Annotated in this window: 20 protein-coding genes; 6 read left to right on the forward strand and 14 right to left on the reverse strand. The window is 71.7% G+C overall.

The features are described 5' to 3' along the window. Positions 1-35 precede the first annotated feature (35 nt). The 5 genes from J7654_RS05015 to J7654_RS05035 all read right to left on the reverse strand — a co-directional run bounded on the left by J7654_RS05015 (position 36) and on the right by J7654_RS05035 (position 5,523). Positions 36-1,550: an ABC transporter substrate-binding protein gene (locus J7654_RS05015; RefSeq protein WP_209738736.1), complete on the reverse strand. Its 1,515-nt coding sequence runs from the start codon at positions 1,548-1,550 to the stop codon at positions 36-38. Positions 1,551-1,607: 57 nt separating this feature from the next. Further along, positions 1,608-2,747, reverse strand: a complete 1,140-nt coding sequence (locus tag J7654_RS05020) for an ABC transporter ATP-binding protein (protein WP_209738738.1) — start codon at positions 2,745-2,747, stop codon at positions 1,608-1,610. After that, positions 2,744-3,754, reverse strand: a complete 1,011-nt coding sequence (locus tag J7654_RS05025) for an ABC transporter ATP-binding protein (protein ID WP_209738740.1) — start codon at positions 3,752-3,754, stop codon at positions 2,744-2,746. Before J7654_RS05025 ends, J7654_RS05020 begins: the two co-directional genes overlap by 4 nt. Beyond that, positions 3,751-4,485: a FadR/GntR family transcriptional regulator gene (locus tag J7654_RS05030; RefSeq protein WP_209738742.1), complete on the reverse strand. Its 735-nt coding sequence runs from the start codon at positions 4,483-4,485 to the stop codon at positions 3,751-3,753. Before J7654_RS05030 ends, J7654_RS05025 begins: the two co-directional genes overlap by 4 nt. A gap of 201 nt (positions 4,486-4,686) precedes the next feature. Next, on the reverse strand, positions 4,687-5,523 hold the full coding sequence (locus J7654_RS05035) for a universal stress protein (RefSeq protein ID WP_209738744.1): 837 nt from the start codon (positions 5,521-5,523) through the stop codon (positions 4,687-4,689). 111 nt (positions 5,524-5,634) lie between these two features. Between J7654_RS05035 and J7654_RS05040 the strand changes: the two genes are divergently transcribed. Continuing rightward, positions 5,635-7,116 carry an MFS transporter gene (locus J7654_RS05040; protein ID WP_209738746.1) on the forward strand — a complete coding sequence of 494 codons (1,482 nt, stop codon included), beginning with the start codon at positions 5,635-5,637 and terminating at the stop codon, positions 7,114-7,116. A 40-nt stretch (positions 7,117-7,156) separates the two neighbouring features. Here J7654_RS05040 and cydX read toward each other — a convergent pair whose 3' ends face one another. The 3 genes from cydX to J7654_RS05055 are packed head-to-tail and all read right to left on the reverse strand — an operon-like array spanning position 7,157 to position 10,093. After that, positions 7,157-7,315, reverse strand: a complete 159-nt coding sequence (cydX, locus tag J7654_RS05045) for a cytochrome bd-I oxidase subunit CydX (RefSeq protein WP_209738748.1) — start codon at positions 7,313-7,315, stop codon at positions 7,157-7,159. Between the two features lie 12 nt (positions 7,316-7,327). After that, positions 7,328-8,476, reverse strand: coding sequence for a cytochrome d ubiquinol oxidase subunit II (gene cydB / locus J7654_RS05050; RefSeq protein ID WP_209738750.1), 1,149 nt, complete (start codon positions 8,474-8,476; stop codon positions 7,328-7,330). A gap of 30 nt (positions 8,477-8,506) precedes the next feature. Continuing rightward, positions 8,507-10,093, reverse strand: coding sequence for a cytochrome ubiquinol oxidase subunit I (locus J7654_RS05055; protein ID WP_209738752.1), 1,587 nt, complete (start codon positions 10,091-10,093; stop codon positions 8,507-8,509). 151 nt (positions 10,094-10,244) lie between these two features. Here J7654_RS05055 and cydD point away from each other — a divergent pair, with 151 nt between their 5' ends. Beyond that, the gene (gene cydD, locus J7654_RS05060; RefSeq protein ID WP_209738754.1) at positions 10,245-12,014 is read left to right on the forward strand and encodes a thiol reductant ABC exporter subunit CydD; all 1,770 of its coding nucleotides are present in this window, start codon (positions 10,245-10,247) and stop codon (positions 12,012-12,014) included. Next, the gene (gene cydC / locus J7654_RS05065; protein WP_209738756.1) at positions 12,011-13,678 is read left to right on the forward strand and encodes a thiol reductant ABC exporter subunit CydC; all 1,668 of its coding nucleotides are present in this window, start codon (positions 12,011-12,013) and stop codon (positions 13,676-13,678) included. Before cydD ends, cydC begins: the two co-directional genes overlap by 4 nt. Positions 13,679-13,772: 94 nt before the next feature. Here the strand turns inward: cydC and J7654_RS05070 are convergent, their stop codons facing one another. Genes J7654_RS05070 through J7654_RS05090 form a run of 5 tightly spaced genes read right to left on the reverse strand, consistent with a single transcriptional unit; the run spans position 13,773 to position 20,188 of the window. Further along, positions 13,773-14,933 carry an acetate/propionate family kinase gene (locus tag J7654_RS05070; protein WP_209738758.1) on the reverse strand — a complete coding sequence of 387 codons (1,161 nt, stop codon included), beginning with the start codon at positions 14,931-14,933 and terminating at the stop codon, positions 13,773-13,775. Then, positions 14,930-15,886, reverse strand: coding sequence for a bifunctional enoyl-CoA hydratase/phosphate acetyltransferase (locus J7654_RS05075; RefSeq protein ID WP_245195652.1), 957 nt, complete (start codon positions 15,884-15,886; stop codon positions 14,930-14,932). The genes J7654_RS05070 and J7654_RS05075 overlap by 4 nt, the downstream gene beginning before the upstream one ends. Positions 15,887-15,927: 41 nt before the next feature. Beyond that, complete coding sequence (locus tag J7654_RS05080; protein ID WP_209738762.1) at positions 15,928-16,776, reverse strand: universal stress protein; 849 nt, start codon at positions 16,774-16,776, stop codon at positions 15,928-15,930. Positions 16,777-16,794: 18 nt separating this feature from the next. Then, positions 16,795-19,485: a cation-transporting P-type ATPase gene (locus J7654_RS05085; RefSeq protein WP_209738764.1), complete on the reverse strand. Its 2,691-nt coding sequence runs from the start codon at positions 19,483-19,485 to the stop codon at positions 16,795-16,797. A gap of 31 nt (positions 19,486-19,516) precedes the next feature. After that, complete coding sequence (locus J7654_RS05090) at positions 19,517-20,188, reverse strand: helix-turn-helix domain-containing protein (RefSeq protein WP_209738766.1); 672 nt, start codon at positions 20,186-20,188, stop codon at positions 19,517-19,519. A gap of 147 nt (positions 20,189-20,335) precedes the next feature. On the opposite strand from J7654_RS05090, the gene J7654_RS05095 reads away from it, so the two are divergent. From J7654_RS05095 to J7654_RS05105, 3 genes are all read left to right on the forward strand, one after another. Further along, positions 20,336-21,841, forward strand: coding sequence for a PAS domain-containing sensor histidine kinase (locus J7654_RS05095; RefSeq protein ID WP_209738768.1), 1,506 nt, complete (start codon positions 20,336-20,338; stop codon positions 21,839-21,841). Then, positions 21,831-22,451 carry a response regulator FixJ gene (gene fixJ / locus J7654_RS05100; RefSeq protein ID WP_209738770.1) on the forward strand — a complete coding sequence of 207 codons (621 nt, stop codon included), beginning with the start codon at positions 21,831-21,833 and terminating at the stop codon, positions 22,449-22,451. Before J7654_RS05095 ends, fixJ begins: the two co-directional genes overlap by 11 nt. A gap of 95 nt (positions 22,452-22,546) precedes the next feature. Continuing rightward, entirely contained in the window at positions 22,547-22,930 is a 384-nt protein-coding gene (locus tag J7654_RS05105; RefSeq protein ID WP_209738772.1) for a response regulator transcription factor, read from the forward strand. On the opposite strand, the gene J7654_RS05110 is transcribed toward J7654_RS05105, so the two are convergent. Continuing rightward, positions 22,905-25,268 (reverse strand): bifunctional diguanylate cyclase/phosphodiesterase, encoded by a 2,364-nt coding sequence (locus tag J7654_RS05110; RefSeq protein ID WP_209738774.1) that lies wholly within the window; start codon positions 25,266-25,268, stop codon positions 22,905-22,907. The genes J7654_RS05105 and J7654_RS05110 overlap by 26 nt on opposite strands. Between the last annotated feature and the right edge of the window lie 63 nt (positions 25,269-25,331).

A 25,331-nucleotide genomic window follows, 5' to 3' on the forward strand; every position in this document is an offset into this window, starting at 1 on the left:
GCGGGGGGTCCTTCCTTGTTGTTTCGGTTCGCGGTTCAGAGCTTCATCTCGACGCCTCGCAGGCGGATCATCCCGTCGGGATAGCCGACGAAACCTTCCAGCCGCGTGGTGTGGGCGAAGGGGTAGGGCAGGTAGTAGAGGTAGACGATGGGCTTGTCGGCGGCGAGGATCGCCTGCGCCTCGGCATAGAGCGGCTCGCGCTCGGCCGGGTCGCTCGTCTCGCGCGCCTCGTTCAGGAGGCGGTCCACCGCCTCGTTGCAATAGGCCCCGTCGTTCAGGCTGCCGCCGCAGGTGACGTGCTGGTGGATGTTGCCGTCGGGATCGACCCGGCCCGACCAGCCCGACTGCGCCACCTCGAAGCGCCCCTCGCGCAGCTCGCCCTGCAATGCGGCGAATTCGGTGGGCCGCAGGGAGATGTCGAAGCCCGCCTCGGCCGCCATCGCCTGCACCAGCTCCAGCACCTGCTGCATCGCGGTGTTGTTGCCGAAGGACAGCTCGAAGGCCACGCGCTCGTGCCCGGCTTCCGCCAGCAGCGCTTTGGCCCCCTCCACGTCGCGGCCGGCGCGCTCCAGCCCCTCCTCATGGGCGAAGCTCGCGGGCGGAAAGGGCTGGTAGGCGGGCTGGTAGGTGCCCGCGCCCACCACCTGGTTGATGATGTCGCGGTCGATGGCAAGGTCCAGCGCGCGGCGCACGCGCGCATCGGCCAGCGGGCTCGCCTCGTCGCGCAGGTTGAAGGCCAGCGCCTGGTAGCCGAGGCCCGTGACGGGCACGACGGTGATGCCCGCCGCCGCCTCGGCCGCCTCGGTGTCGTTGGCCCCCAGCCGCTCGATGAGCTGCAGGTCGCCGGACTGGAGATTGGCGAAGCGCACCGTGTTGTCGGGGATGGCGCGGAAGACGACGCGCTCGACGAGATAGGACTGCGCGTCCCAGTGCTCGGGGAACTTCTCCAGCACGATGCGGTCGTTCTGCACCCGCTCCACGAAGCGGTAGGGGCCCGAGCACACGGGCGCGGCCGAGGGGGAGGCGTTCTCGAAGCTGGCCGGCGACATCATCATGCCGGCGCGGTCGGAGAGCTGGGAGAGAAGGGCCGCGTCCGGCGCCGAGAGATGCAGCGCGACGGTGCCCTCGTCCACCACCTCGACGCTTTCCACCGAGGCCAGCTCGCTCTTGCGCAGGCTGTCGGGAAGCGCGCGCGCGCGGTCGAGATTGGCCTTCACGGCCGCCGCGTCGATCGGCGTGCCGTCGTGGAAGAGCGCGCCCTCGCGAAGCTCGAAGGTCAGCGTCAGCCGGTCCTCGCTCACGCTCCAGCCGGTCGCCAGCGAGGGCACCAGCTCCAGCTCCGGCGTGATGTCGACCAGCTTGTCGCACAGCGAGGTGAACACGATGCGCCCCACGAAGGTGCGCGCCCGGTGCGGATCGAGGATGTCGGGATCGTCCTGTAACCCGATGGAGAGCGTCTGCGCCCCCGCCGGGCCCGATGCCAGGGCAAGGCCGAGGGCGGCGAGCGCAAGCCGTGCGCGTCTTGTGATGGAACCCGAGGGCAAACGCATGTCGCCTTTCCTTTCAACCCGCGATCGGCGGCCGCGCCGCCATCGGTCCTGCCCGTCTCAGCCCTGCGCCGAAACGGCCTGCCGCCCCGCGACCGGCAGGGACGAGACCCGGCCGGCCTGCGCGCGCTTGTAGAGATCGAGGCGCATCTCGCGCCGCGTGCCCACCGCGCTCGCCAGCACCGGCGCGCTGGCGCCCGCATCGGCGATCTCGCGCCAGAAATGGCAGGCCACCCGCCGCCCGCCTTCCACCGCCTGCAGGCTGGGATGCTCGGAGGAGCAGCGCGGCCGCGCGTGCGGGCAGCGCGTGTGGAAGCGGCAGCCGGAGGGCAGCGCGGTGGGGCTCGGCACGTCGCCCTGAAGAAGCTCGCGGGGGCCGCGCTCGCCCACCGTCGGGCTGGGGATCGCCTTCAGGAGCGCCTGCGTATAGGGGTGCAGCGGATTGTCGTAGAGCTCGTCCACCCCCGCCAGCTCCACCATTTCGCCCAGATACATCACCGCCACGCGGTCGCTCATGTGGCGGATCACCGCCAGATCGTGGGCGACGATGACGAGGGTGAGCCCCAGCCGGTCCTTCAGCTCCTCCAGGAGGTTGATGACCTGCGCCTGGACCGAGACGTCGAGCGCGGAGACCGGCTCGTCGCCGATCACGAGGTCGGGCTCGGAGGCGAGCGCGCGGGCGATGCCGATGCGCTGGCGCTGGCCGCCGGAGAATTCGTGCGGATAGCGCGCGGCGAATTCGGGACGCAGGCCCACCGTGCGCAGAAGCTCGGCCACGCGCTCGTTCACCTGCCCGCCTCGCGCCAGCCCGTGCAGGCGCACGGGCTCGCCGACGATGTCGGAAACGCTCATGCGCGGGTTGAGCGAGGCGAAGGGGTCCTGGAAGATGATCTGCATCTCCCGGCGCAGCTTGCGCATCTCGCCCTTCGAGATGTCGGTGATGTCCCGTCCCTTGTAGAGGACGCGGCCCTCGTTCGGCTCGATCAGGCGCAGGAGCAGGCGCCCGAGCGTCGATTTCCCGCAGCCCGATTCGCCGACGATGGCGAAGGTCTCGCCCGGCCGCACGGCGATGGACACGTCGTTGACCGCGTGGACGGTGGGCTCGGTCCTGAACAGGCCGCGCCGGCCGCCGAAGCGGCGGTGCAGGCCCCGGGCCTCGATGATGGGGGGCGTACCCGCCGGCAGGCCGTTCGCGCTCATGCCGCCGCTCCGAAGGAGAGTTCGAGGGGCGCGTACCAGCAGGCCGCGCCGTGGCCGGGGCCGAGCGGGCGCAAGGGCGGCGCCTCCTCCGCGCAGCGCGCATCGCCGAAGGGGCAGCGCTCCACGAAGCGGCAGCCTTTGGGCATGGCGTCGAGCGGGGGGACCGAGCCCTCGATGGTGGCGAGCGCGCCCTCGCGCCGGCCGAGCGAGGGCATCGAGCCCAGGAGGCCGATCGTGTAGGGGTGCTGCGGATCGTCGAAGATGGCGGCCACCGGGCCCTGCTCGACGATGCGCCCCGCATACATCACCGCCACCTGGTCGGCCACCTCGGCGACGACGCCCAGATCGTGGGTGATGAGGATCATCGCCGTGCCGGTCTCCCGCTGGAGCTTGGACACGAGCGAGAGGATCTGCGCCTGGATGGTCACGTCGAGCGCCGTGGTGGGCTCGTCGGCGATCAGCAGCTTGGGCCGGTTGGCGAGCGCCATGGCGATCATCACGCGCTGGCGCATGCCGCCTGAAAGCTGGTGCGGAAAGGCGTCGAGCCGCTTCTCCGGCGCGGGGATGCGCACCCATTCCAGCATCTTCAGCGCCTCGGCCCGCGCCTGCCGGCGGGAGAGGCTGCGGTGGCGCATGATGCCCTCGGCCAACTGGTGGCCGACGGTGAACGCCGGGTTCAGCGAGGTCATCGGCTCCTGGAAGATCATGGCGATCTCGTTGCCGCGCAGGTCGGCGCGCTCGCGCTCCTTCATCGCGAAGAGGTCGCGCCCCTCGAAGCGCGCCGTTCCCGACCTGATGCGCGCGGGCGGCGTCTGCAACAGGCCCATCAGCGCCAGCGAGGTGACGCTCTTGCCGCAGCCCGATTCCCCCACGATGCACAGCGTCTCGCCCCGGCGCACGGAAAAGGAGATGCCGTCGATCAGGTCGACGGGGGCGGCGGCCGAGAAGCTGAGCGAGAAGTCCCGCACGTCGAGAAGCGGCTCGCGTTCCGAGGCGGCAGGGCTCATGGTTCGCTCCGTTCGAGAAGGGCGGCGGGGCTTGCCTCGAAGGCCGGCTCGTCGGGCGAGCCCACGATCCGGTGGCGAAGATTGAAGTCCACCGTGGCGATGTGTCGGGCCATGGCGCGCTGGGCGCCCAGCCCGTCGCGCCGGGCGATGGAGGCGACGATCTCGTCATGCTCCAGTGCGTTGACGCGGCGGCCCTCCTCGGTGCGCGCCGAGGCGCGCAGACGGCGCCATTCGGGCTCCTTGCGCACGCGCTGGATGGCGTCGAGGACGGACAGGAGCATCATGTTGCCCGCCGCTTCCGCGATCCGCCGGTGGAAGGCGCTGTCCCACAGCTCCCAGCCGTCGTCGTCGCCGGCCGAGGCGGTCTTGCGGGCGAGCCGTTCCAGCGCGTCGATGTCGTCGCGCGAGGCGCGTAGCGCCGCCAGCCGCGCGAGGCCGGGCTCCAGGATCAGGCGGGTCTCCATGACCTCGGCCGGGCTCGTGCGCTCGGCCAGCGCGCTCAGATTGCCGTTGGCCGCCATGGGACGACATCCGACAAAGGTGCCCTTGCCCTGCTGGCGCCAGATGGTGCCCTCGGCCTCCAGCACCTCCATGGCGCGGCGCACGGCGCGCCGGCCCACGCCCATGGAAAGGGCAAGATCCCGCTCGGGCGGCAGGCGGAATTCCGCCTCGTCCCGGTGCTCGCGAACCATCGCGCGCAGCTTCTCGAGCGCGAGAGAGGAATTCGCCATGGGCTTCTTGCCGGTCAAACGCGCGCCAGGCTCCGGGACCTTTGATCCAATTGGTTCGCTCGCCATGCTGGCTTCGCGGACGAGCCGAGTCAACGCCGCCCCTGCCCATTCGGCGGGCCGCGAGGGGACCAATGCGCTGAAATTGTGCACAACCTCACCGTGCGGTGCCTCGAGGGGGGCGTCCGCCGGCGCGGGCGGCGCTCAGTGCGCCATGAGGACCGGCAGGGTCGTCCTGGCGATGATGCTGCTGGTGGCGCCGCCGAAGATCATCTGGCGCAGCCTGCTCTGCGTGTAGGCGCCCTTCACCAGGAGGTCGCAGGACAGAGCGCGCGCCTGGTCGAGGATCGCATCGCCGGAGCGGATCGCCGCCGGCTCCATCCGGCGAAGCTCGCTCGCCACCCCGTTCAGGCTCAGATGCCGCACGATCTGCGGGCCCGAGGGCCCCGGCCGCGTGTCCTCGCCCGCCAGCACGAACACGCTCTCGGCCCTTTTCAGCAGCGGCAGGGCGCAGGAGATGGCCCGCGCCGTTTCCGTCGAGCCGTTCCAGGCGATGGCGATGCGCGTGGCGATGGTGGCGGGCGCCTGCGGCGGGGCGATGAGGATGGGGCGGCCGCTGTCGAACAGCGCCGCCTCCAGCGTGGTCATGCGCGGGCCGCCGCCCTTGGCGTCCGGCCGGCCGACGATGGTGAGGTCGAAGGCGCGGGCGTGGCGGCCGAGGAAGTCGTCGTCCGCGCCGGCCTCCGCGTTCCACACGCCGGCCGGCCCCGCCGGCGGCGCCCCCTCCGAGAGGGGCACGCCGTTCTCCCGAAGGGCGGCGAGGAACTCGGCGCGCGCCTCCTCCTGCGCGGCGCCGTCCTCCTCATCCGCGCCCTGCAGGACGATGGCGCTGGCCGGCTCGATGCCCAGCGGCGGCAGGAAGGCCGGGCGCAGGGCGAGGCCCTCGATCAGGCTGCCGCAGCGGCGGGCCAGGAGGCAGGCGGTCGCCAGCGTCGCACGCATCTGGCCATGGCGCTCGACCGGAACGAGAAGGCTCTTCATCCTGTTCTGCTCCTTCGGGTCTCGACATCGCGACAAGAGAAGGGCGATGTTCCCGGAGCCGTCCACGCATCCGCGTTCCGCTTCCTCGCCACGATCCGGTCCGATCCCATTATGTCACCATCCCCGCCGTCTCCTCCAGCCGCAAACGGCGGGTTCTTCACCATCTTCCCCTCCATCATGCTGCCGATGTTCCTGGCGGTGGTGGACCAGACCATCGTGGCGACGGCGCTGCCGGCCATCGCCGGCGCGCTGGGCGACGTGGAGCGCGTGTCCTGGGTGGTGATCGCCTATCTGGTGGCCACCACCATCGCCGCGCCGGTCTACGGGCGGCTGGGCGACCTCATCGGCCGGCGCAAGCTGATGCTGGTGGCGCTCGCCATCTTCATGAGCGCCTCGGTGGCCTGCGCCTTCGCCACCAGCATCGAGATGCTGACCGCGACGCGCGTTCTCCAGGGCCTGGGCGGCGGCGGGCTGATGACGCTGTCGCAGGCGCTGGTGGGCGAGGCGATCCCCCCGCGCGAGCGCGCCCGCTACCAGGGCTATCTGGCCGCCGTCGTCGTCTCCTCCAGCGCCTTCGGGCCCGTGGCGGGCGGCTTCCTCACCCAGCATCTGGGGTGGCAGTCGGTCTTCCTCGTCAACGTGCCGGTTGGGCTGGCCGCCGTCTTCCTCACCCTGCGCCTGCCGCTGCGGCCGGGCAGCGGCGAGTCGTTCCGCTTCGATTTCGCGGGTCTCATCCTCTTCGCCAGCTTCGTGGTCTCCATGCTGGTGATGCTGGAGGAGGTGCGCGCCTTCGACGAGGGGGCGCTTTTCTCCATCCTGGGGCTCCTCGGGCTGGCGGCCGTCTCGCTCGGCCTTCTCATCTGGCGCGAGAAGCGGGCGCGCTCGCCCCTCCTGCCCATTCCGCTCCTGAGCAATCCTTCCATCTGGCGGGCCGACGCGCTGGCCGCCTGCCATGGCGCCATGCTCGTCTCGCTCCTCACCTTCCTGCCCATCTACCTTCTCGTGGTGCATCGTCTGTCGGCCGCCGAGACGGGCATCCTCCTCCTGCCCTTCACCATCGGCATCGGCGTCGGCTCGCTGGTCACGGGCCGCATCGTCAGCGCCACGGGCCGCACGGCGGTCATCCCCTCCTGGGGGCTGGTGGTGGTCACGGCCATGCTGGTGGGCATCGCGCTGTGGTCGGCGCAGATCTCGGCCCATGCGCTGGCAGCGCTGCTCGGCCTTTCGGCGGTGTTCATGGGCACGGTGATGGGCGTGGTGCAGGTGACGGTGCAGACCGCGGCGGGGGCGCGGATGCTGGGCGCGGGCGCGGCCTCGGTCCAGTTCTCGCGCTCTCTGGGCGCGGCCATCGGCACCGCGCTCATCGGCACGCTGCTCTTCGCCACCCTCTCGGGGGCCGACCCCGAGGCCGCCCGGCTCTTCCAGGGGGTGCTGGAGGAGGGGCCGGCGGTGCTCGACCGGCTGGGCGAGGCCGAGCGGGCGGCGGCGCAGGGGCAGGTCGCGGCCGCCTTCCGCACGGCCTTTCTCGGCATCGCCGGCTTTGCCGGGATCGCGGCCATCCTCGCCTGGACCATTCCGCTGCGCCGGATATGAGAACGCCGCCCGAAGGGGGCGGCGCTCGCATTCGGCCCGGTCAGGCCGCCGGGTCGCCCGGCGTGTTCACGTTGGGCGTGACGGGCGAGGGCGGCAGCGCGGAGAGGCGCCGGTCCTCCTTCATCTCGAACCACATGGCGTTGAGGATGGCGAAGGCGCAGGCGAGGCCGACGCCCAGGATCCAGGAAAAGTACCACATGCGTCGCGTTCCTCAGTAGGCGTTGGGGTTGCGGCCGATGCTCTCGGCCGTTACCGGCCCGCTCATCACCCGGTAGACCCAGATCGTGTAGGCGATGATCAGCGGCAGGAAGATCACCGTGGAGACCAGCATGATGAACAGGGTGAAGTGGCTGGACGAGGCGTCCCACACCGTCAGGCTGGCGTCCGGGTTGAGCGAGGACGGCAGCAGGAAGGGGAAGAGCGCCAGCCCCGCCGTGGAGACGATGCCGAACACCGAGAGGCTGGAACCCAGCATGGTGGTGCGCCAGCCCGGCCGCGAGAAGCCGAGGAAGGCCAGGGCCGCGCCGCAAAGGCCCAGCACCGGGGCGGCGATCATCCACGGATAGGCCGAGAAGTTCGACATCCAGCCGCCGGGCACCAGCGCCACCGTCTTGGCGAGCGGGTTGGAGGGCAGGGCGTATTCCTGCACGCTCGTCACCACATAGCCGTCGATGCCCAGCGCGATCCACACGCCGCCCAGCGCGAAGAGCACGAGGGTGGCCAGCGCCGCGAGGCGCCCGTAGGTGCGTGAGCGCTGCGCCACCGGGCCGGAGGTGCGCGCCGCGATGACGCCCGCCCCGTGCATGACGAGCATGGAGACCGAGAGGAGGCCGGCCAGGAGCGCGAAGGGGCGCAGGAGGCCGAAGAAATTGCCCTCGTAGCTCGGCCGCAGCGAGGAATCGAGCCCGAAGGGCACGCCCAGAAGCACGTTGCCCACCGCCACGCCGAAGATCAGCGCCGGCACGAAGCCGCCGATGAACAGGCACCAGTCCCATGTCGCGCGCCAGCGCGGGTCCTCCACCTTGCCGCGGAACTTGAAGCCGACGGGCCGCAGGATCAGCGCGAGCAGGATGGTGATCATGGCCAGGTAGAAGCCGGAGAAGGACACGGCGTAGAGCGCCGGCCATGCGGCGAAGATGGCGCCGCCGCCCAGCACCAGCCACACCTGGTTTCCTTCCCAGGTGGGGCCGATGAGGTTGACGAGGATGCGGCGCTCCTCGTCGGTCCTGGCCGCGAAGGGCAGGAGGGTTCCGACGCCCAGATCGTAGCCGTCGGTCAGCGCGAAGCCGATGAGGAGGATGCCGAGCAGCGCCCACCAGATCAGCCGCATCGTCTCGTAGTCGAGAGGCAGGGAGGTCATGGGTTCGTTCTTTCCTTGAGCGCCGGGCTTCTACGAGCGGTCGGGCGAGGCCGCCGCGCCGCGCGGTACGTGGGAGCCGCCGGTGAAGCCGTCGATGAGCTGGTTGGTCTTGGACGGGCCGGCCTTGATCACCTTGAGCATCAGGATGACCATGATCACCGCCAGCACCGTGTAGAGCGTGGTGAAGAAGCCCAGGCTGATGGACAGGTCGAGCACCGAGAGGTCGGAGGCCGCGTAGAAGGTGGGCAGCACGCCTTCCACCGCCCAGGGCTGGCGCCCGTACTCGGCCACGAACCAGCCGGACTGGATCGCGATCCAGGGCAGCGGCAGGCTCCACAGCGCCATCTGGAGGAAGGTGCGGTTGTCGCCGATCCGGTGCGCCGAGGCGAGCCAGAAGGAGTAGCCGAAGAAGGCGATGAGGTAGAAGCCGATCACCACCATGATGCGGAAGGTCCAGAAGAGCGGCGCGATGCCGGGCACGGTGTCGAACGCGGCCTGCGTGATCTCCTCGTCCGTGGCGTTGACCACGTCCTCGCGATAGCGCTTCAGGAGCAGCGCGTAGCCGAGGTCCGACCAGCGCTCCTCGAAGACCTGCCGGGCCGCCTGGTCGGTGCCGTCGGCGCGGATGTCCTGCAGCGCCTGGTAGGCGACGAGGCCGCTCTGGATGCGCTGCCCGGCCAGTTCCACGAGGTCGAGGATGCCCGGAATCTCGCCGTCGAGCGAGCGCGTGGCGATGATGCCGAGCGCGAAGGGCACCTGGATCTCCCAGGAGTTCTGCTGGTCGCCCGGAATGGCGAAGAGGTTGAAGCCGGCGGGCGCGGGCTCGGTGTGCCACATGGCCTCGATGGCCGCGAGCTTCATCTTCTGGTGCTCGGTCGCGGCATAGCCGCTCTCGTCGCCCAGCACCACGACCGACAGGGCCGAGGCGAGGCCGAAGCTGGCCGCCACCGCCATGGAGCGCTTGGCGAGGTCCACGTGCCGGCCGCGCAGCAGGAACCAGGCGCTGATCGCCATGATGAACATGGCGCCCGTCACATAGCCCGCCGAGACGGTGTGGACGAACTTGGCCTGCGCCACGGGGTTGAAGATCACCGCGCCGAAATCGGTGATCTCCATGCGCATCGTGTCGGGGTTGAAGCGCGAGCCGACCGGGTTCTGCATCCAGCCGTTGGCGATGAGGATCCACAGCGCCGAGAGGTTGGCGCCCAGCGCGACCAGCCAGGTGACGATGAGGTGGGCCACCTTGGAGAGGCGGTCCCAGCCGAAGAAGAACAGGCCGATGAAGGTGGCCTCGAGGAAGAAGGCCATCAGCCCCTCGATGGCCAGCGGCGCGCCGAAGACGTCGCCGACATAATGGCTGTAATAGGCCCAGTTCATGCCGAACTGGAACTCCATGACGATGCCGGTGGCCACGCCCATGGCGAAGTTGATGCCGAACAGCGTGCCCCAGAACAGCGTCATGCGCCGCCAGATCTCGCGGCCGGTCATCACATAGACGCTCTCCATGATGGCCATGAGGAAGGAAAGCCCCAGCGTCAGGGGCACGAACAGGAAGTGGTACATCGCGGTGGCCGCGAATTGCAGCCGCGACAATTCCACCACGGTAAGATCGATCATGGAGGGTCGCCTTGAACGGAAGGCCGGCCGAGCGCCGGTCTCCTCGTGGCTAGACCCGTTCCAGACAAGGCACCTTGATCTGGATCAAAGCGGCGTCCGCCCCCGCCTCCTAAGGCTTGCGGGGACACGGGGACGCTGAAGGGTGCCGGGCATGGCGAAGACGCACGAGGCCACGGGAGACGGGCGCGCCGACATGCGCTGGCTCGGCGCGCTGCGCCGCCATGGCGGCGCGCCCCTCGCCCTCGCCCTCCTCCTGCCGTTCCTGGCCGGCGCCCTCCTGGTGCCGCAGGCCTGGCTCGTGGCCGATATCCTGCACGAGGCGATCGAGGAGGGCGCGCCGCGCGCCGCGCTGCTGCCCGCCATCGGCCTCGTCGCGACCATCTTCCTGGCGCGCGCGGCGCTTGGCGCGCTGGCCGAGCGGGCCGGCGTCTCCGCCGCCGAGCGCATCAAGGCGGTGCTGCGCGGCGCGCTCTTCTCCCGGACGCTGGCCGAGCGCAACGCCCGGCTCGGCCGCCGCTCCTCCGGCGCGCGCTCCTCGGTGATCGTCGACCAGGTGGAGGCGCTGGACGGCTTCTTCGCGCGGTTCCTGCCCGCCACCATCCAGGCCGCCGTGCTGCCGCTGGCCTTCGCGGCGGTCCTGTTCCCGGTGGACTGGGTGGTGGCGCTGCTCTTCCTGTGCACCGCGCCGCTGATCCCCGTCTTCATGGCGCTGGCCGGCTGGGGCGCGGAGGCGGCGACCAAGGCGCAGGCGGCCGCCTTCACGCGGCTCTCGGGCCGCTTCGCCGACCGCCTGCGCGGCCTTTTGACGCTCAAGCTCCTCGGGCGCGAGGCGCACGAGACGAACGAGGCGAGGGCGGCGGGCGAGGAGCTGCGCCTGCGCACCATGCGCGTCCTGCGCATCGCCTTCCTCTCCTCGGCGGTGCTGGAGTTCTTCGCCGCGCTGGGCGTGGCGGGCGTGGCCCTCTATGTGGGGCTCACCTATCTGGGCATGATCGACTTGCGCGGCTCGGTGCTCACGCTCCAGATGGGCCTCTTCTGCCTCCTGATGGCGCCGGAGGTGTACCAGCCGCTGCGCACGCTCGCCGCCCATTACCACGACCGCGCGGCGGCGAAGGCCGCGGTGGAGGAGATCGCCCTCCAGTTCGAGGGCCTGCCGGAGGTGCGGGCCGAGGCGCCGCCGCTGCCCGCCAGCGCTCCCGCCCTGCCGGCGGGGCCCGCGCGGGTGCGGATCGAGGGCTTTTGCGTCACCACCCCGGACGGCGCCCGGCCCGTTCTTTCGGGCGTCGATCTCGACATCGCGCCCGGTGAGCGGATCGCGATCCTGGGCCCCAGCGGCATCGGCAAGAGCACCTTCCTGGAGGCGCTGGCGGGCCTTCGTGCCCATGGCGGCACCATCCGCATCGACGGCGTTCCCCTGGGCGAGACGCCGGAGCCGGCCCTGCGCCGGCGCGTGGCCTTCCTCGGCCAGCGCCCGCGCATCTTTTGCGCGACGCTGGCCGCCAACATCCGGCTCGGGCGCGCCGGGGCGAGCGGGGCCGAGCTGCGGCACGCCGCGGAGCTGGCCGGCGTCCTGCCCTTCGCGCGCACGCTGGAGGAGGGCTTCGACACGCTGGTCGGCGAGGCCGGGCTCGGGCTTTCGGGCGGCGAGGCGCACCGCCTCGCGCTCGCGCGCATCTTCCTGCGCGATCCGGGCCTGGTGCTCCTCGACGAGCCGACCGCCCATCTCGACGCGGAGACCGAGGCGCTGGTGCTGGACGGCCTGGAGCGCTTCTGCGCCGGGCGCACGCTCGTCCTCGTCACCCATTCGGCGGCGGTGGCCGCGCGCATGGACCGTGTCTTCCGCGTGGCGGGCGGCACGCTCATCGAGGCGGCGCACAAGCGCCGCCGCGTGGACGACCTCGCGCTGGAGGGCGCCGCATGACCGATTTCCTCTTCTTCGCGCCGCTCTTCCGCCGGCAGGCGGGCCGCCTCGCCCTTTCGCTGCTTCTGGCCGCGCTGACGCTGTTCTTCGGCACGATGCTGCTCGGCGTCTCGGGCTGGTTCCTCACCGGCGCGGCGCTCGCCGGCTCCATCGCCGCCTTCAACCTGTTCGTGCCGTCCTCGCTGGTGCGCATGATGTCGTTCCTGCGCATCGCCTCGCGCTACGGCGAGCGGCTGGCCGGCCACGACGCCACGCTGCGGCTGCTCGCCGACATCCGCGCCTTCGTCTTCGCCGGGCTCTTCCCGCGCCTGCCCGTGCGCGAGCGCGACGCGCGGCACGGCGACCTCGTCTCCAGGCTCGTCGCCGATGTCGAGGCGCTCGACACCGCCTTCCTCACCGCCATCGTGCCGATCGCCTCGGCGCTGGCCATCGGCGGCGGGCTCACGCTGGGCCTGCATCTCCTGCTGCCGGCGGCCGCGCCCTTCGTGGCGGCGGCGTCGCTCCTCTGCGCGCTGGCCGTGCCGGGCGCGCTGGTGCTGGCCACGGGGCGCGCGGGCGCGCGGGCGGTGGAGACCTCCGCCGAGCTTCGCACCGCCGTCATCGACGGCATGGAGGGGCACACCGACCTCGTGACCCTCGGCCTCGTCGATGACGCCCGGGCGGGGCTGGCGGCGAGCGGCGCGCGTCTTTCGAAGGCCCGCAGGCGCATCGCCAGCCTCTCGGCGCTCGCCTCCTTCACGGTCATGGCGCTGACGGCCGGCGCGTTCCTGGCCGTGCTCTGGTTCGGGCTGGAGGCGCTGGAGGCCGGCGCCCTGTCCGGCCCGCTCCTGGCCGGGCTCCTGCTCGCCACGCTGGGCAGCTTCGAGGTGAGCGGGGCCATCGTGCGCAGCGTCGCCAAGTTCGGGGCCGCGCGCGCGGCCGCCGGGCGCCTGCGCCGCATCGTGACGGCCGAAGCACCGGTTCGCGACCCCGCGCGGCCCGTGGCGCTGGCGGGCGGTGGCGAGGTTTCCTTCGAGGCCGTCACCTTCGGTTTCGAGGGCGGCCGGCCGGTGCTCCAGGGGCTCGACCTCGATGTCGCGCCGGGCGAGCGCGTCGCGGTCCTCGGCGCCAGCGGCAGCGGCAAGTCCACGCTGCTTACCCTGCTCCTGCGGCTGGCCGACCCGCAGGGCGGCCGGGTGCGCGTGGGAGGCACGGATATCCGCACCGTCGCGCAGGGCGCGCTGCACGAGCGCGTCGCCTTCATGGCGCAGGACGCGCCGGTCTTCACCGACACGATCCGCGACAACCTTTTGATCGCACGCCCCGAGGCGAGCGACGCGGCGCTGTGGCAGGCGCTGGAGGCCGCGCGCCTGGCCGACCACGTCCGCAGCCTGCCGGCGGGGCTCGACACGCCGCTCGGCGAGGCCGGCCGCACGCTTTCGGCCGGCGAGGCGCGGCGCCTGTGCCTGGCCCGCACGCTCCTGAGCCCGGCGCCGGTCGTCGCCTTGGACGAGCCCACCAGCGGCCTCGACCGCGACACCGAACTCGCCTTCTTCGCCGACCTCAAGCGCGCGACGGAGGGACGCACGGTCGTCCTCGTCACCCACGCCGCGCTGCCGGCCGGCACGGTGGACCGCACCTTCCGAATGGTGGCGGGCAAGCTGGTCGAGGAGCGGAGCGCCTGAACAGGCCGAGGGCCGAACCGTCAGGCTCTCCGATCGACAGCCGCGCTCCCGCCCCTTTGCACCACCCCTCCGCCAGCTCTTGGAAAGGGCGTCGCTACAGGGCGGCGAGGACGCCTTCGGCCACCGCCTTTTCCTCGTCGGTCGGGATGACGAGGAGCCGCAGGCGCGAGTGTGGGGCGGCGATGTCCTCCACGCCGGCGTCGTTGCGCGCGTCGTCCATGGCCGCGCCCAGCCAGGCGGCGGCTTCGCAGATGCGGGCGCGGATGGCGGGGGAGTTCTCGCCGATGCCGGCGGTGAAGACCAGCGCGTCGAGCCCGCCGAGCGAGGCGGCGAGCTGGCCGATCTGGCGCGAGACGCTGAGCACGAAGAGGTCGAGCGCCTCGCGTGCATGAGGCGCCCCGCTCGCCAGCAGCACCTGCATGTCGCCCGAGAGGCCCGAGACGCCCAGAAGGCCGGACTGCTTGTAGAGCAGCGCCTGCATGTCCTCCCCGCTCATGCCCCGGGCGGTCATCAGGTGCAGCAGGATGCCCGGGTCGATGGCCCCGCAGCGCGTCGACATGATCGGCCCGTCCAGCGGCGAGAAGCCCATCGTGGTGGAGACGCTTCGCCCCTCCCGCATGGCGCACAGGCTGGAGCCGCTGCCCAGATGCGCCACCACCACGCGCCCGCCCGCCGAGGGGCCGAAGCGCTCCCGCAGGACATGGGCGATGAAGCCGTAGGACAGGCCGTGGAAGCCGTAGGAGACCAGCCCCTCGTCCAGGAGCGCACGCGGCAGGCCATAGAGCGTCTCGATGGCCGGGCGGCTGGCGTGGAAGGCGGTGTCGAAGCAGCCGATCTGCGCCGCCTGCGGCATCAGCGCCCGGCAGGCGTCCACGATCTGGAGGTTGAACGGCTGGTGCAGCGGCGCCATGGCGTTGAGCGTGCGCAGATAGGCGAGAATCTCCTCGTCGAGCCGCACCGGCGCGACATGGCGCGCGCCGCCGTGCACGATGCGGTGGCCGACCGCGCAAACGCCGGCGAGCAGCCCCTCGCCGGCGAGCGCGTCGAACACGGTGGAGACGGCTTCGCGCATCTCCATCGGGCCCGCGCGCAACGCCTCTTCCCGGGGGCTCCAGGAGGAGGGCCTGACGGCCAGCCTCGGCGCATGGCCGAGGCCCGAGATCGCGCCCTTCAGCGCCGGGCGCAGATCGCGCTCGTAGACTGCGAATTTCAGGCTGGAGGAGCCCGCGTTGAGGACGAGGATCGAATCGCTCATTCGGCCGGCCTTCCCCTCTGCCAATGCGCGACCAGGAGCGCGGCCGCGCAGGAGGCCAGGCGCGAGACGCGCCCGTCCGCCCGGCTGGTCAGCATGATCGGCACCCGCGCGCCCATCACGATGCCGGCCGATTGCGCGTTGGCCAGATAGGCGAGCTGCTTGGCGATCATGTTGCCGGCCTCGATATTGGGCGCGATCAGGATGTCGGCGCGCCCGGCGACGGGCGAGACGATGCCCTTGGTGTGGGCGGCCTCCTCCGAGATGGCGTTGTCGAAGGCGAGCGGCCCGTCGAGAAGGCCGCCCGTGATCTGGCCGCGATCGGCCATCTTGCACAGGGCCGCCGCGTCGATGGTGGCCGGCATGGTGGGATGAACCGTCTCGACGGCGGCGAGGATCGCCACGCGCGGCGTCTCCACCCCCAGCGCCCGCGCGCAGTCCACCGCGTTCTGCACGATGTCGCGCTTGGTCGCGAGGTCGGGCGCGATGTTGATCGCCGCGTCCGAGATGAGCAGGGGGCGCGGATAGGTGGGCACGTCCATGATGAAGACGTGGCTCATGCGCCGGTCGGTGCGCAGGCCGGTGCGCCCGTCCACCACCGCGCCGAGCAGCTCGTCCGTATGCAGGCTGCCCTTCATCAGCGCCTCGACGGCGCCCGAGCGCGCCAGCTCGCACGCCTTCCCGGCGGCGGCGTGGCTGTGCTCCACATCCACGATATCGACGCCGGACAGATCCTCCCCGGCCGCCTCGGCCGCCTTGCGGATCTTGCCCTCCGGGCCGACCAGCACCGGCACGATCAGCCCCCGGCGCGCCGCCTCCAGCGCGCCGTTGAGCGAGACGTCGTCCACCGGGTGGACGACGGCGGTGCGGGCGGGGGCCGGCTGCGCGGCAAGCGCCAGCAGCCGGTCCAGTTGCGATGTCCGGCCCTGGCCGCCGCGCGTCTCGTCCTCGGCCAAGGCGATGCTCCCGGTGCGATGTTGCGAAGGGGCGGCGGGCCTCAATGGGCGAGGAGGAGCGGCACCGGGCTGTCCTCGAGCAGCGAGGAGGTGACGCCGCCCAGCACGGCCTGCTGAAGCCGCGAATGGGCGTAGGCGCCCATCACGATCATCTGCGCGCCCGTCTCGGCCACATGGCCGCGCAGCGCGCCGGCCACGTCCCGCCGGGGGGCGGTCAGCGTGGTCTGGGTCGCGGGCACCTCGTGGTGGGAGAGATAGCGGGCCAGCTTCTCGCCCGGCGGCACCTCGGACACGTCCTTCTCGCCCTGCACGGTGACGATCTCCACCGATTCGGCCGCCTGGAGGAGCGGCAGCGCCTCGCGCACGGCGCGGGTGGAGGGGACCGAGCCGTCCCAGGCCACCAGCACCTTGCGGGGCAGGGCGCCCTCGAAGGAGGCCGGCACGCGGATCAGCGGGCGGGCGGTGCGGAAGAGCAGGGATTCCACGATCTCGCGCTCCTCGCGCAGGGCGCTGGCGCCCGAATCCACCACGATCACGTCCTGGAGCCGGGCGCGGATGGCCGCGCGGCCGACGAGCGCCAGGAAGTCGAGCGAGATGAGGTGCGTCTCGGCCGGGACGCCCGCCTCGGCGGCGGCGGCCTCGGCCAGCTTCATGCCGGCCCGCGCCTGCTCGTCCAGCCGCTTGGTCTGCTCGGCCAGGAGCTGGAGCGGCATGTCGGTGAGCAGGCTGTAGGGCACCCAGGCCGACTGCGGCGAGAGGAAGTCGATGGTCAGGTGGCCGGCGAAGTGCCGCCCCATCTCCACCGCCAGCCGCGTGGCGGGGCTGGGCGCGTCGCGCAGTTCGGCTTCCGGCAGGAGGGTGAGCAGGATGTTCTTGTAGGCGTGGGGCATGGGTTGTCTCCCGTTCCGTCAGTCCGTTGCGATGTGGCGCCGGCCCAGCAGCCACTTCTCCGCTTCCAGTATCACAAGCACGACGATGCCGATCGCGATGATGACGAGACCGTCCATAAAGGGAATCGGCGCCGTGGCGAAGAGGGTGTGCATGATCGGAAGATAGGTGAAGGCGATCTGCGCCAGCGTCACCGCCGCCAGCGCGCCCAGAAGCACCGGCGTGCCGACGATGCCGGTGAGGCTGATGGAGGGCGCGTTCAGGTAGCGCACGTTGAAGAGGTAGAAGATCTCCATCACCACCAGCGTGTTGACGACCATGGTGCGGGCCACCGCCTCGCCGAGGCCGCGCCACAGCGCGAACTGGAAGATGGCGAAGACGCCGGCGGTGAAGAGCACGGAGACGAAGACCACCCGCCAAAGGAGGAAGCGCGACAGCAGCGGCGCGTTTCGCGGCCGGGGCGGGCGGGCCATGACGCCGGGCTCCGGCGGCTCGAAGGCGAGCACGAGGCCGAGCGTGACGGTGAGGATCATGTTGATCCACAGGATCTGCGCGGGCGTCATCGGCAGGGCGAGGCCCAGGATGATGGCCAGCACCACCGCCATCACCTCGCCGCCATTGGTGGGAAGCGTCCAGGCGATGACCTTGCGGATGTTGTCGTAGACGGTGCGCCCCTCGCGCACGGCGGCCACGATGGAGGCGAAATCGTCGTTCGCCAGCACCATCTCGGCCGCCTCCTTGGCGGCCTCGGTGCCCTTGCGGCCCATGGCCACGCCCACATCCGCCTGCTTCAGCGAGGGCGCGTCGTTCACCCCGTCGCCGGTCATGGCCACCACCGCGCCGGTGGATTGCAGGGCGCGCACGATGCGCAGCTTGTGCTCGGGATTGGTGCGGGCGAAGACGCTGGTGCGCGCGGCCAGCGCCGGCAGCGCCTCGTCCGGCACGCGGTCCAGCTCCACGCCCGTCACGGCCACCGGGTCGTCGGCGAGGTTGAGCTGGCGGGCGATGGCGGTGGCCGTCTCCTGGTGGTCGCCGGTGATCATCTTCACCGAGATGCCGGCGCTGCGGCAGTCGGCGATGGCGGCCAGCGCCTCCTCGCGCGGGGGGTCGATGAGGCCGACGAGGCCGAGGAAGCGCAGCTCCTCCTCCACCGCGTCCATGCCGAGCGCGGCGAGCTCGGGCCCCGCGCGGCGCGCGGCGAAGCCCAGCACCCGCTCGCCCTGCGCGGCGGCCTGCGCGATCTTCTCGTGCCAGTCGGCGGCCTCGCGCAGGCCGCACATGGCCATCACGCGCTCGGGCGCGCCCTTCACGAACACCCAGCGCTCGCCCGAGGGTGCGGCGTTGAGCGTCGCCATGAAGCGGTGCTCGGCGTCGAAGGGAATGGCGTCGAGGCGCGGCCAGGCGGCGCGCAGGGACCGCGGGTCGAGCCCGGCCTTCATCGCCAGCGCGCCGAGCGCCCCCTCCATCGGGTCGCCGAGGACGATCCAGTGGCCGTCCTTCTCCTTCAGCTCCGCGTCGTTGCACAGGGCGGCGGCGTGGACGAGGCCGTCGAGATCGTCCTGTGCCCCGTCGCCCGCGCGCCACCCCTCGCCGATGGCGCCGAGCGGCGCGTAGCCGGACCCCTCCACCATGTGGGTGGCCCCGGCGGTGACGACGCGGCGCACGGTCATCTCGTTCCTGGTCAGCGTGCCGGTCTTGTCGGAGCAGATGACGGAGGTGGAGCCGAGCGTCTCCACCGCCGGCAGGCGGCGCACGATGGCGTGGCGGCGGGCCATGCGCTGCACGCCGATGGCCAGCGTGATGGTGATGACGGCGGGCAGGCCCTCGGGCACCACGCCCACGGCCAGCGAGACCACCACCATCATCGCGTCGACGGGCGAGTAGCCGCGCGCCAGCGTGGCGAAGGCGAAGAGCAGCGCGGAGAGGGCGAGCGCGAACCAGGTGAAGAGCGTGCCGAAGCGGTTGATCTGGCGCAGCAGCGGCGTCGTCAGCGTCTGCACCTCGCCGATGAGGCTGCTGATCTTGCCGATCTCGGTGGTCCCGCCCGTGGCCACGGCCAGCGCGCGCGCCTGGCCGGTGGCCACCAGCGTGCCGGAGAACAGCATGGAGGTGCGGTCGCCGAGCGCCGAGGCGCCGGCCACGGCGCCCTCCTGCTTGACCACGGGCACCGATTCGCCGGTGAGGATCGCCTCGTCCACCAGGCAGTTGCGCGCCGAGAGGACGCGCAGGTCCGCCGGAACCTTGTCGCCCGCCTCCAAGAGCACGATGTCGCCCGGCACGATGTCGGCCACCTCCACCTCGTGGCGCGTGCCCTCGCGCAGGACGGCCGCATGAGGGGCGATCATGTCGCGGATGGCGTCGAGCGCGCGCTCGGCCTTGCCCTCCTGCACGTAGCCGATCACCGCGTTGATGAGCACGACGGCCACGATCACCGAGGCGTCGATGGCGTGGTCGAGCAGGAAGGCGGCCACCGCCGAGGCGAGGAGGAAATAGATGAGGACGTTGTTGAAATGCGACAGGAAGCGCAGCACCGGATGGCGGCGCCTGGGCTCGGGCAGGCGGTTGGGCCCGTGTCGCGCCAGCCGCTCGCGCGCCTCGGCCTGGGAGAGGCCCCCCTCGGGCGTGCCGAGCAGCGCCAGGGCCTGCGCGGCGGGCAGGGCGTGGAAGGACGGCGCGTCCTCGGCGGGGATCGCGCGGGGGTCGTGTTTCATGAGGCCTCTTCCGGGAAGGCTGGGGAGCCGTTCAGGCGGCGAGGCGCGAGCGTGGGCTCAGACGGATGCGGCGCGTGCCCTCGACCTCGACGGCTCCGATATCAGACAATTGGGTGATCGTGCGCGAGACGGTCTCGATGGTCAATCCGAGATGGTCGGCCATGTCCTGGCGGCCCATGGGCAGGTCCACGCAATGGCGGTCTCCCAGCCGCTCCGCCACGGCGTCGAGGAAGCTGGCGATGCGCTCGGCGGCGCTCTGCCGGCCGAGCAGCATCATGTGCTCCTGCGCCCGCTGAAGCTCTCTCTGCGCCCCGTCCCAGAGCTGCCCGGCCAGGGCCGCGTCGGCGCGCGCCGCCTCCACCAGCGTGGCGCGCCGCATGGCGAGAACCACGCATTCGCCCACCGCCTCGGCGCAGAAGCGGTGGTTGACGCCGGGCTCGAGCCCGAACATCTCGCCGGCGAACTGGAAGGCGCTGATCTGGCGCTTGCCGTCCGGCAGGTAGCGGGCGATCCGCACCGTGCCGCTGACGACGCGGTAGACATGGTCGGCAAGCGCTTCCTGGCGGTAGATCTCGCCATTGCGCTCGAAGGAGAGCGTGCGCCCGTGCATGGCGAAGAGGTCGGCGATCGAGCGCGGCGCCCATGCGCCCATGCGCCCGGGGGCCCGTGTCGCGGCGGGGCTGAGCGTGCGCAGCACTTGCATCGGTCCGGTTCCTTCTGGGAATTGCACTCGAGCATGCCTACGATGGAGGCGCGCGCCGCGACATTGAGATGTTGTCCCTAAGGAGAATCCCGTAGAGGCTGTCCTCGACCCGGCGAAGACCGGGCCCCGACCGCCTCCCGAGCCGCCATGACCGCCTCAAACGCCGTTTCCGTTCTCTCCTTCGGCCATCCCGTCCGGTCCCTCCTGAAGGGGCTCGCGGTCGCCGGCCTGTGCGTGGCGGCGGCGGGGGCGGTGCGCGTTCTCCTGTCCGCCTATTTCGGCGACGAGCAGACCTTCATCCTCTTCGTGCCGGCGGTGATCGCCTCGGTCTGGCTGGCCGGCCCCTGGGCCGGGGCGGCCGCCACGCTCCTGGCGCTGCTCGCCGCGCCGCTCTTCCTGGATGCGGGGGTCAGCGAGCCGCGGCATCTGGGGTCCCTCGTCACCTTCGCGGCCGTCGGCCTCTCGGTCTCCGCGCTCGGCGCGCGTCTCTCGCGCACGCGCGCGGCCGTGGGGGTGGCGGCCACGGACCTGGCGCTGCGCGAGGCGCATCTCCAGTCGATCCTCGACACGGTGCCCGACGCGATGATCGTGATCGACGGCGCGGGCACGATGCGCTCCTTCTCCAAGGCCGCCGAGGCGCTGTTCGGCTGGACGGCGCAGGAGGCGGTGGGGCGCAATGTCAGCCTCCTCATGCCCCAGCCCTACCGGCGGGACCACGACGGCTACATCGCGCGCTACGAGCGCACCGGCGAGCGGCGCATCATCGGCACCGGCCGCGTTGTGGTGGGCGAGCGCAAGGACGGCTCGACCTTTCCGATGGAGCTGGCGGTGGGCGAGGCGAAGGGCACGGGCCAGCCCTTCTACACCGGCTTCATCCGCGACCTGACCGAGCGCCAGGAGGCCGAGGGGCGGCTGCAGGACCTGCAGAGCGAGCTGGTGCACATCTCGCGCCTCACCGCGATGGGCGAGATGGCGTCCACGCTGGCGCACGAGCTGAACCAGCCGCTCTCGGCCATCGCCAACTACCTGAAGGGCTCGCGCCGCCTCCTGGCCTCGGGCAGGCCGGAGGAGGTGGCGGGGCGGCTGTCGGGCGCGCTGGACCAGGCGGGCGAGCAGGCGCTCAGGGCCGGCGAGATCATCCGCCGCCTGCGCGACTTCGTCACGCGCGGGGAGACCGAAAAGAAGATAGAGAGCCTGCCCAAGCTCCTGGAGGAGGCGAGCGCGCTGGCGCTCGTCGGCGCGCGGGAGAAGAATATCCGCATCAGCCTTTCGAGCGGCTCGTGCGAGTTCGTGCTCGTCAACAGGGTGCAGGTGCAGCAGGTGATCCTCAATCTCATCCGCAACGCGGTGGACGCCATGGAGGCCTCGCCCCGCCGCGAGCTGGGCGTGGCGGTGGACGCGGCCGAGGGGGGCATGGTGCGCATCAGCGTCTCCGATACGGGGCCGGGCATCGCCGAGGCGATGGTCGAGCGCCTGTTCCAGCCCTTCGTCTCCACCAAGCGCGACGGGATGGGCGTCGGCCTGTCGATCTCGCGCACCATCATCGAGGCCCATGGGGGGCAGATCTGGCCCGAGCCCAATCCGGGCGGCGGAACCGTCTTCCGCTTCACCGTTCCGGGCGTGTCACGGCAGGAGTTGGCGGATGAGCGCTGAGCCGAAGGTCCACATCATCGACGACGACGCGGCGGTCCGCGATTCGCTGGCCTTCCTTCTCGACACGGCCGGCCTCGACGTGGCCACCTACCCTTCCGCCCCCGCCTTCCTGGCGGCCCTGGCCGCGCCCGCGCGCGGCTGCGTCGTCACCGATGTGCGCATGCCCGACATGACGGGGATCGACCTCCTGAAGCGCCTCAGGGCGCAGCGGCTCGGCCTGCCCGTCATCGTCATGACCGGCCATGGCGACGTGCCGCTGGCGGTGGAGGCGATGCGGGAGGGCGCGGCAGACTTCATCGAGAAGCCCTTCGACGACGAGCTGCTGCTGGCGGCGGTGCAGGCCGCGCTGGAGCAGGAGGAGGGCACCTTCCGCTGCCAGGAGGAGCAGGCCGAGATCGACGCGCGCATCGCCTCGCTGACGGCGCGCGAGAGCCAGGTTCTGGCCGGCCTGGTGGAGGGCAAGGCCAACAAGCAGATCGCCTTCGAGCTGGATATCAGCGCACGCACCGTGGAGATCTACCGCGCCAACGTGATGACCAAGATGAAGGTGCGCAGCCTTCCCGAGCTGGTGCGGCTGGCGCTGAAGGCGGAACCCGCCCCGCCGGCCTGACGACGATTCCCGCGCCGATTTGACGCGGATCAAGGCGCGCCGCGCGGCCACCGGCCCTTATGCGCCTTCCAGTCTTCCGCGGGGCCGATGCGCGCATGATCCTTCCGGCAGAGAAACCACGGCGCGTCGTCTTCGTCATCGAGGACGACAAGGCCGTGCGCCGCTCTCTCGAATTCGTCCTCGACCTGGAGGGCTACGCGGTGGAAAGCTTCGCGGACGGCGGCGAGGTGCTGCGCCGCTCCGGCGTCGAGGGCTGCGGCTGCCTCATCGTGGACTTCAAGCTGCCCGACTGCGACGGCCTGACCCTGATCGACAGGCTGCGCCGCTACCGCGCCGCCATGCCGGCCATCCTGATCACCTCCGGCCCCAGGGCCGAGGTGCGCGGGCGCGCCGCCGCCATGGGCGTCGTCGTCATCGAGAAGCCCTTTCTGGAAAACCAGCTCATGGACGAGGTCAACCGCCTGCTTGGCGCGGCCTGAGGGGCGGCTCGGCGCCTTGCGCCGGGGCGGAGGCGCCCTGCGGGATGCCCGGCTCGCCGAACAGGAAGCCCTGCGCGATGGTGCAGCCCTCCTCGGTGACGAGATCGAGCTGGCGGCGCGTCTCCACGCCCTCCGCCACGACCGGCAGGGCGAGGCTGCGGCCGAGGCCGATGACGGCGCGCACGATGGCGCGCGCGCCGCCGTCGTCCTCCATCGCGGTGATGAAGCCCCGGTCGATCTTGATCTTGTCGAAGGGGAAGACGTGCAGGTTGCGCAGCGAGGAGTAGCCCGTGCCGAAATCGTCCATCACCACGCGCACGCCCCTCTCCTTCAGCCGGTGCAGGGTGGCCAGCGTGGTCGCCCGGTCCTTGATCAGCGCCGTCTCGGTGATCTCCAGCTCCAGCCGCGCCGGGTCGAGCCCGCTTTCGGACAGGATGTCGAGGATCGTGTCGGCCAGGTTGGGAAGCCGGAACTGGACCGCCGACACGTTGACCGCCACCGAGAGGCGGGGGTCCCAGCCGGCCGCCGCCCGGCAGGCCTCGGCAAGCACCCATTCCCCGATGCCGATGATGGCGCCCGTCTCCTCCGCGCAGGGGATGAAGACGTCCGGCGGCACCTCGCCGCGCTCGTGGTGGGTCCAGCGCAGCAGCGCCTCGTAGCCCGCGCAGGTGCCGTCGGCCGCCACCATCAGCGGCTGGTAGACGAGGCGGAGCTGGCGGCGCGCCACCGCGTAGCGCAGATCGTTCTCCAGCGCGCGGCGCTCGCCGACCTGGCGGTCCATCTCCGGGTCGTAGAAGGCGGCCGCGCCCCGCCCGCCGGACTTGGCGCGGTAGAGGGCGATGTCGGCCGCGCAGCGCAGCGCCTGCTCGTCCTCCCCGTCGCGCGGGAACAGCGCCACCCCGATGCTGACGCCCACGGCCGTGGGGTCGAGCGCGGTGTTCATCTCGGCCCGGAAGGTTTCCAGGATGCGCTCGGCCATGAAGCGGGCGCCCTGCGGCTGCTCGGCGCCGACCTGGAGGATGACGAACTCGTCGCCGCCGATGCGCGCCACCGTGTCGACGCTGCGCACGTTGCGCTGGAGAATGTCGGCGACGGCCTTCAGCACCCGGTCCCCCTCCGCGTGGCCGAACAGGTCGTTGACGGCCTTGAACCGGTCGAGGTCGAGAGCGAGCACCGCCACCGCCTCGCCGGAGCGCCGGGCGCGCGCGAGCGCGTGGTTCGCCCGCTCCGCGAACAGGATGCGGTTGGGCAGGTCGGTGAGCGCGTCGTGCCGGGCCAGATGCTCGATCCGGCGCTGGGCGGCCTTCTTCTCGGTGAGGTCGCGGATCGCCAGCACCTGGCAGGGCCGCCCGCGATACTCGATCGTATGGACCGCCATCTCGAAGACCCGCCCGGCGGCGCCCAGGCACGGCGAGGCTTCCACCGCCCCCTCGCGCGGCGCGGCCGCCGGCCGCCCGTCCGCCGCCAGCAGGCACTCGTCGAGGGAGCGGCCGAGGAGCGCGCTCTCCTTCGTCTCCATCAGCGCGGCGAAACGCGCATTGGCCTCCACGATGCGCCCGTCCCGCACGATGGCCATGCCTTCGAGCGTCGCGTCGGCCAGCCCCTTCAGATCGGTCAGGTAGCGGTCGACCACCACGGCCAGCGCCGTCATCAGCGTCACGGCGACGGCCACGGCCGAGATCACGCCCACCAGCCAGGCGCGGCCGAGGCCCTGAGCGGCGGCCGGCGCGCGCGCGGCGTCCCAGGCGAGCTGGGTGGCCGACATGCCGGTGAAGTGCAGGACGCAGATGCCCAGCACCCCCAGCCCCGCGGGCGCGGCCACGCGCGTCCACCCGTCGAGGCGGCGGAACGCCTGGAACGCGCCCCCGAAAAAGGCCGCGCTCGCCAGAGCGCCCATCAGGATCGGCCCCGTTTCGTAGCGCACCGTCACGGCGGCGCGGATGGCCGACATCCCGATGAAATGCATGGCCGCGATGGAGCCGGCCGCCGCCAGCGCGGCCAGCACGCAGCCGGCGAGCGAGGGCATCTTGAGCGCGAGGAGCGCGAGCCGGAACCCGAGGACCGGGATGGCGGCGGAAACGACGGTGAGCGCGAGGCCGAATTCGAGCGGAACGCTGCCGCGATAGGCGAGCATGGCGACGAAGTGCGTGGCCCAGATGCTCAGCCCCCCGGCGCAGGCGGCGACGTCGGTCCAGTGGCCGCGGCGGCGGGCGTCGCATTCCTCCGCCCGCGCCAGCAGGAGGAAGAAGGCCGCCATTCCCGCAAGGGCGATACCCGCCGCCAGGACCACCGTCGGCCGGTCGTGCTGGACCAGAACGCATTCGAGAACCGTGAACATCGCGCCCTTCTCCTTCCTGCCTCGAAGGGTGGCCGTGAAAGGTTGTGTTTATGTTACCGCAGG

It is taken from the genome of Aureimonas populi, from assembly GCF_017815515.1.
Lineage (GTDB): Bacteria > Pseudomonadota > Alphaproteobacteria > Rhizobiales > Rhizobiaceae > Aureimonas > Aureimonas populi.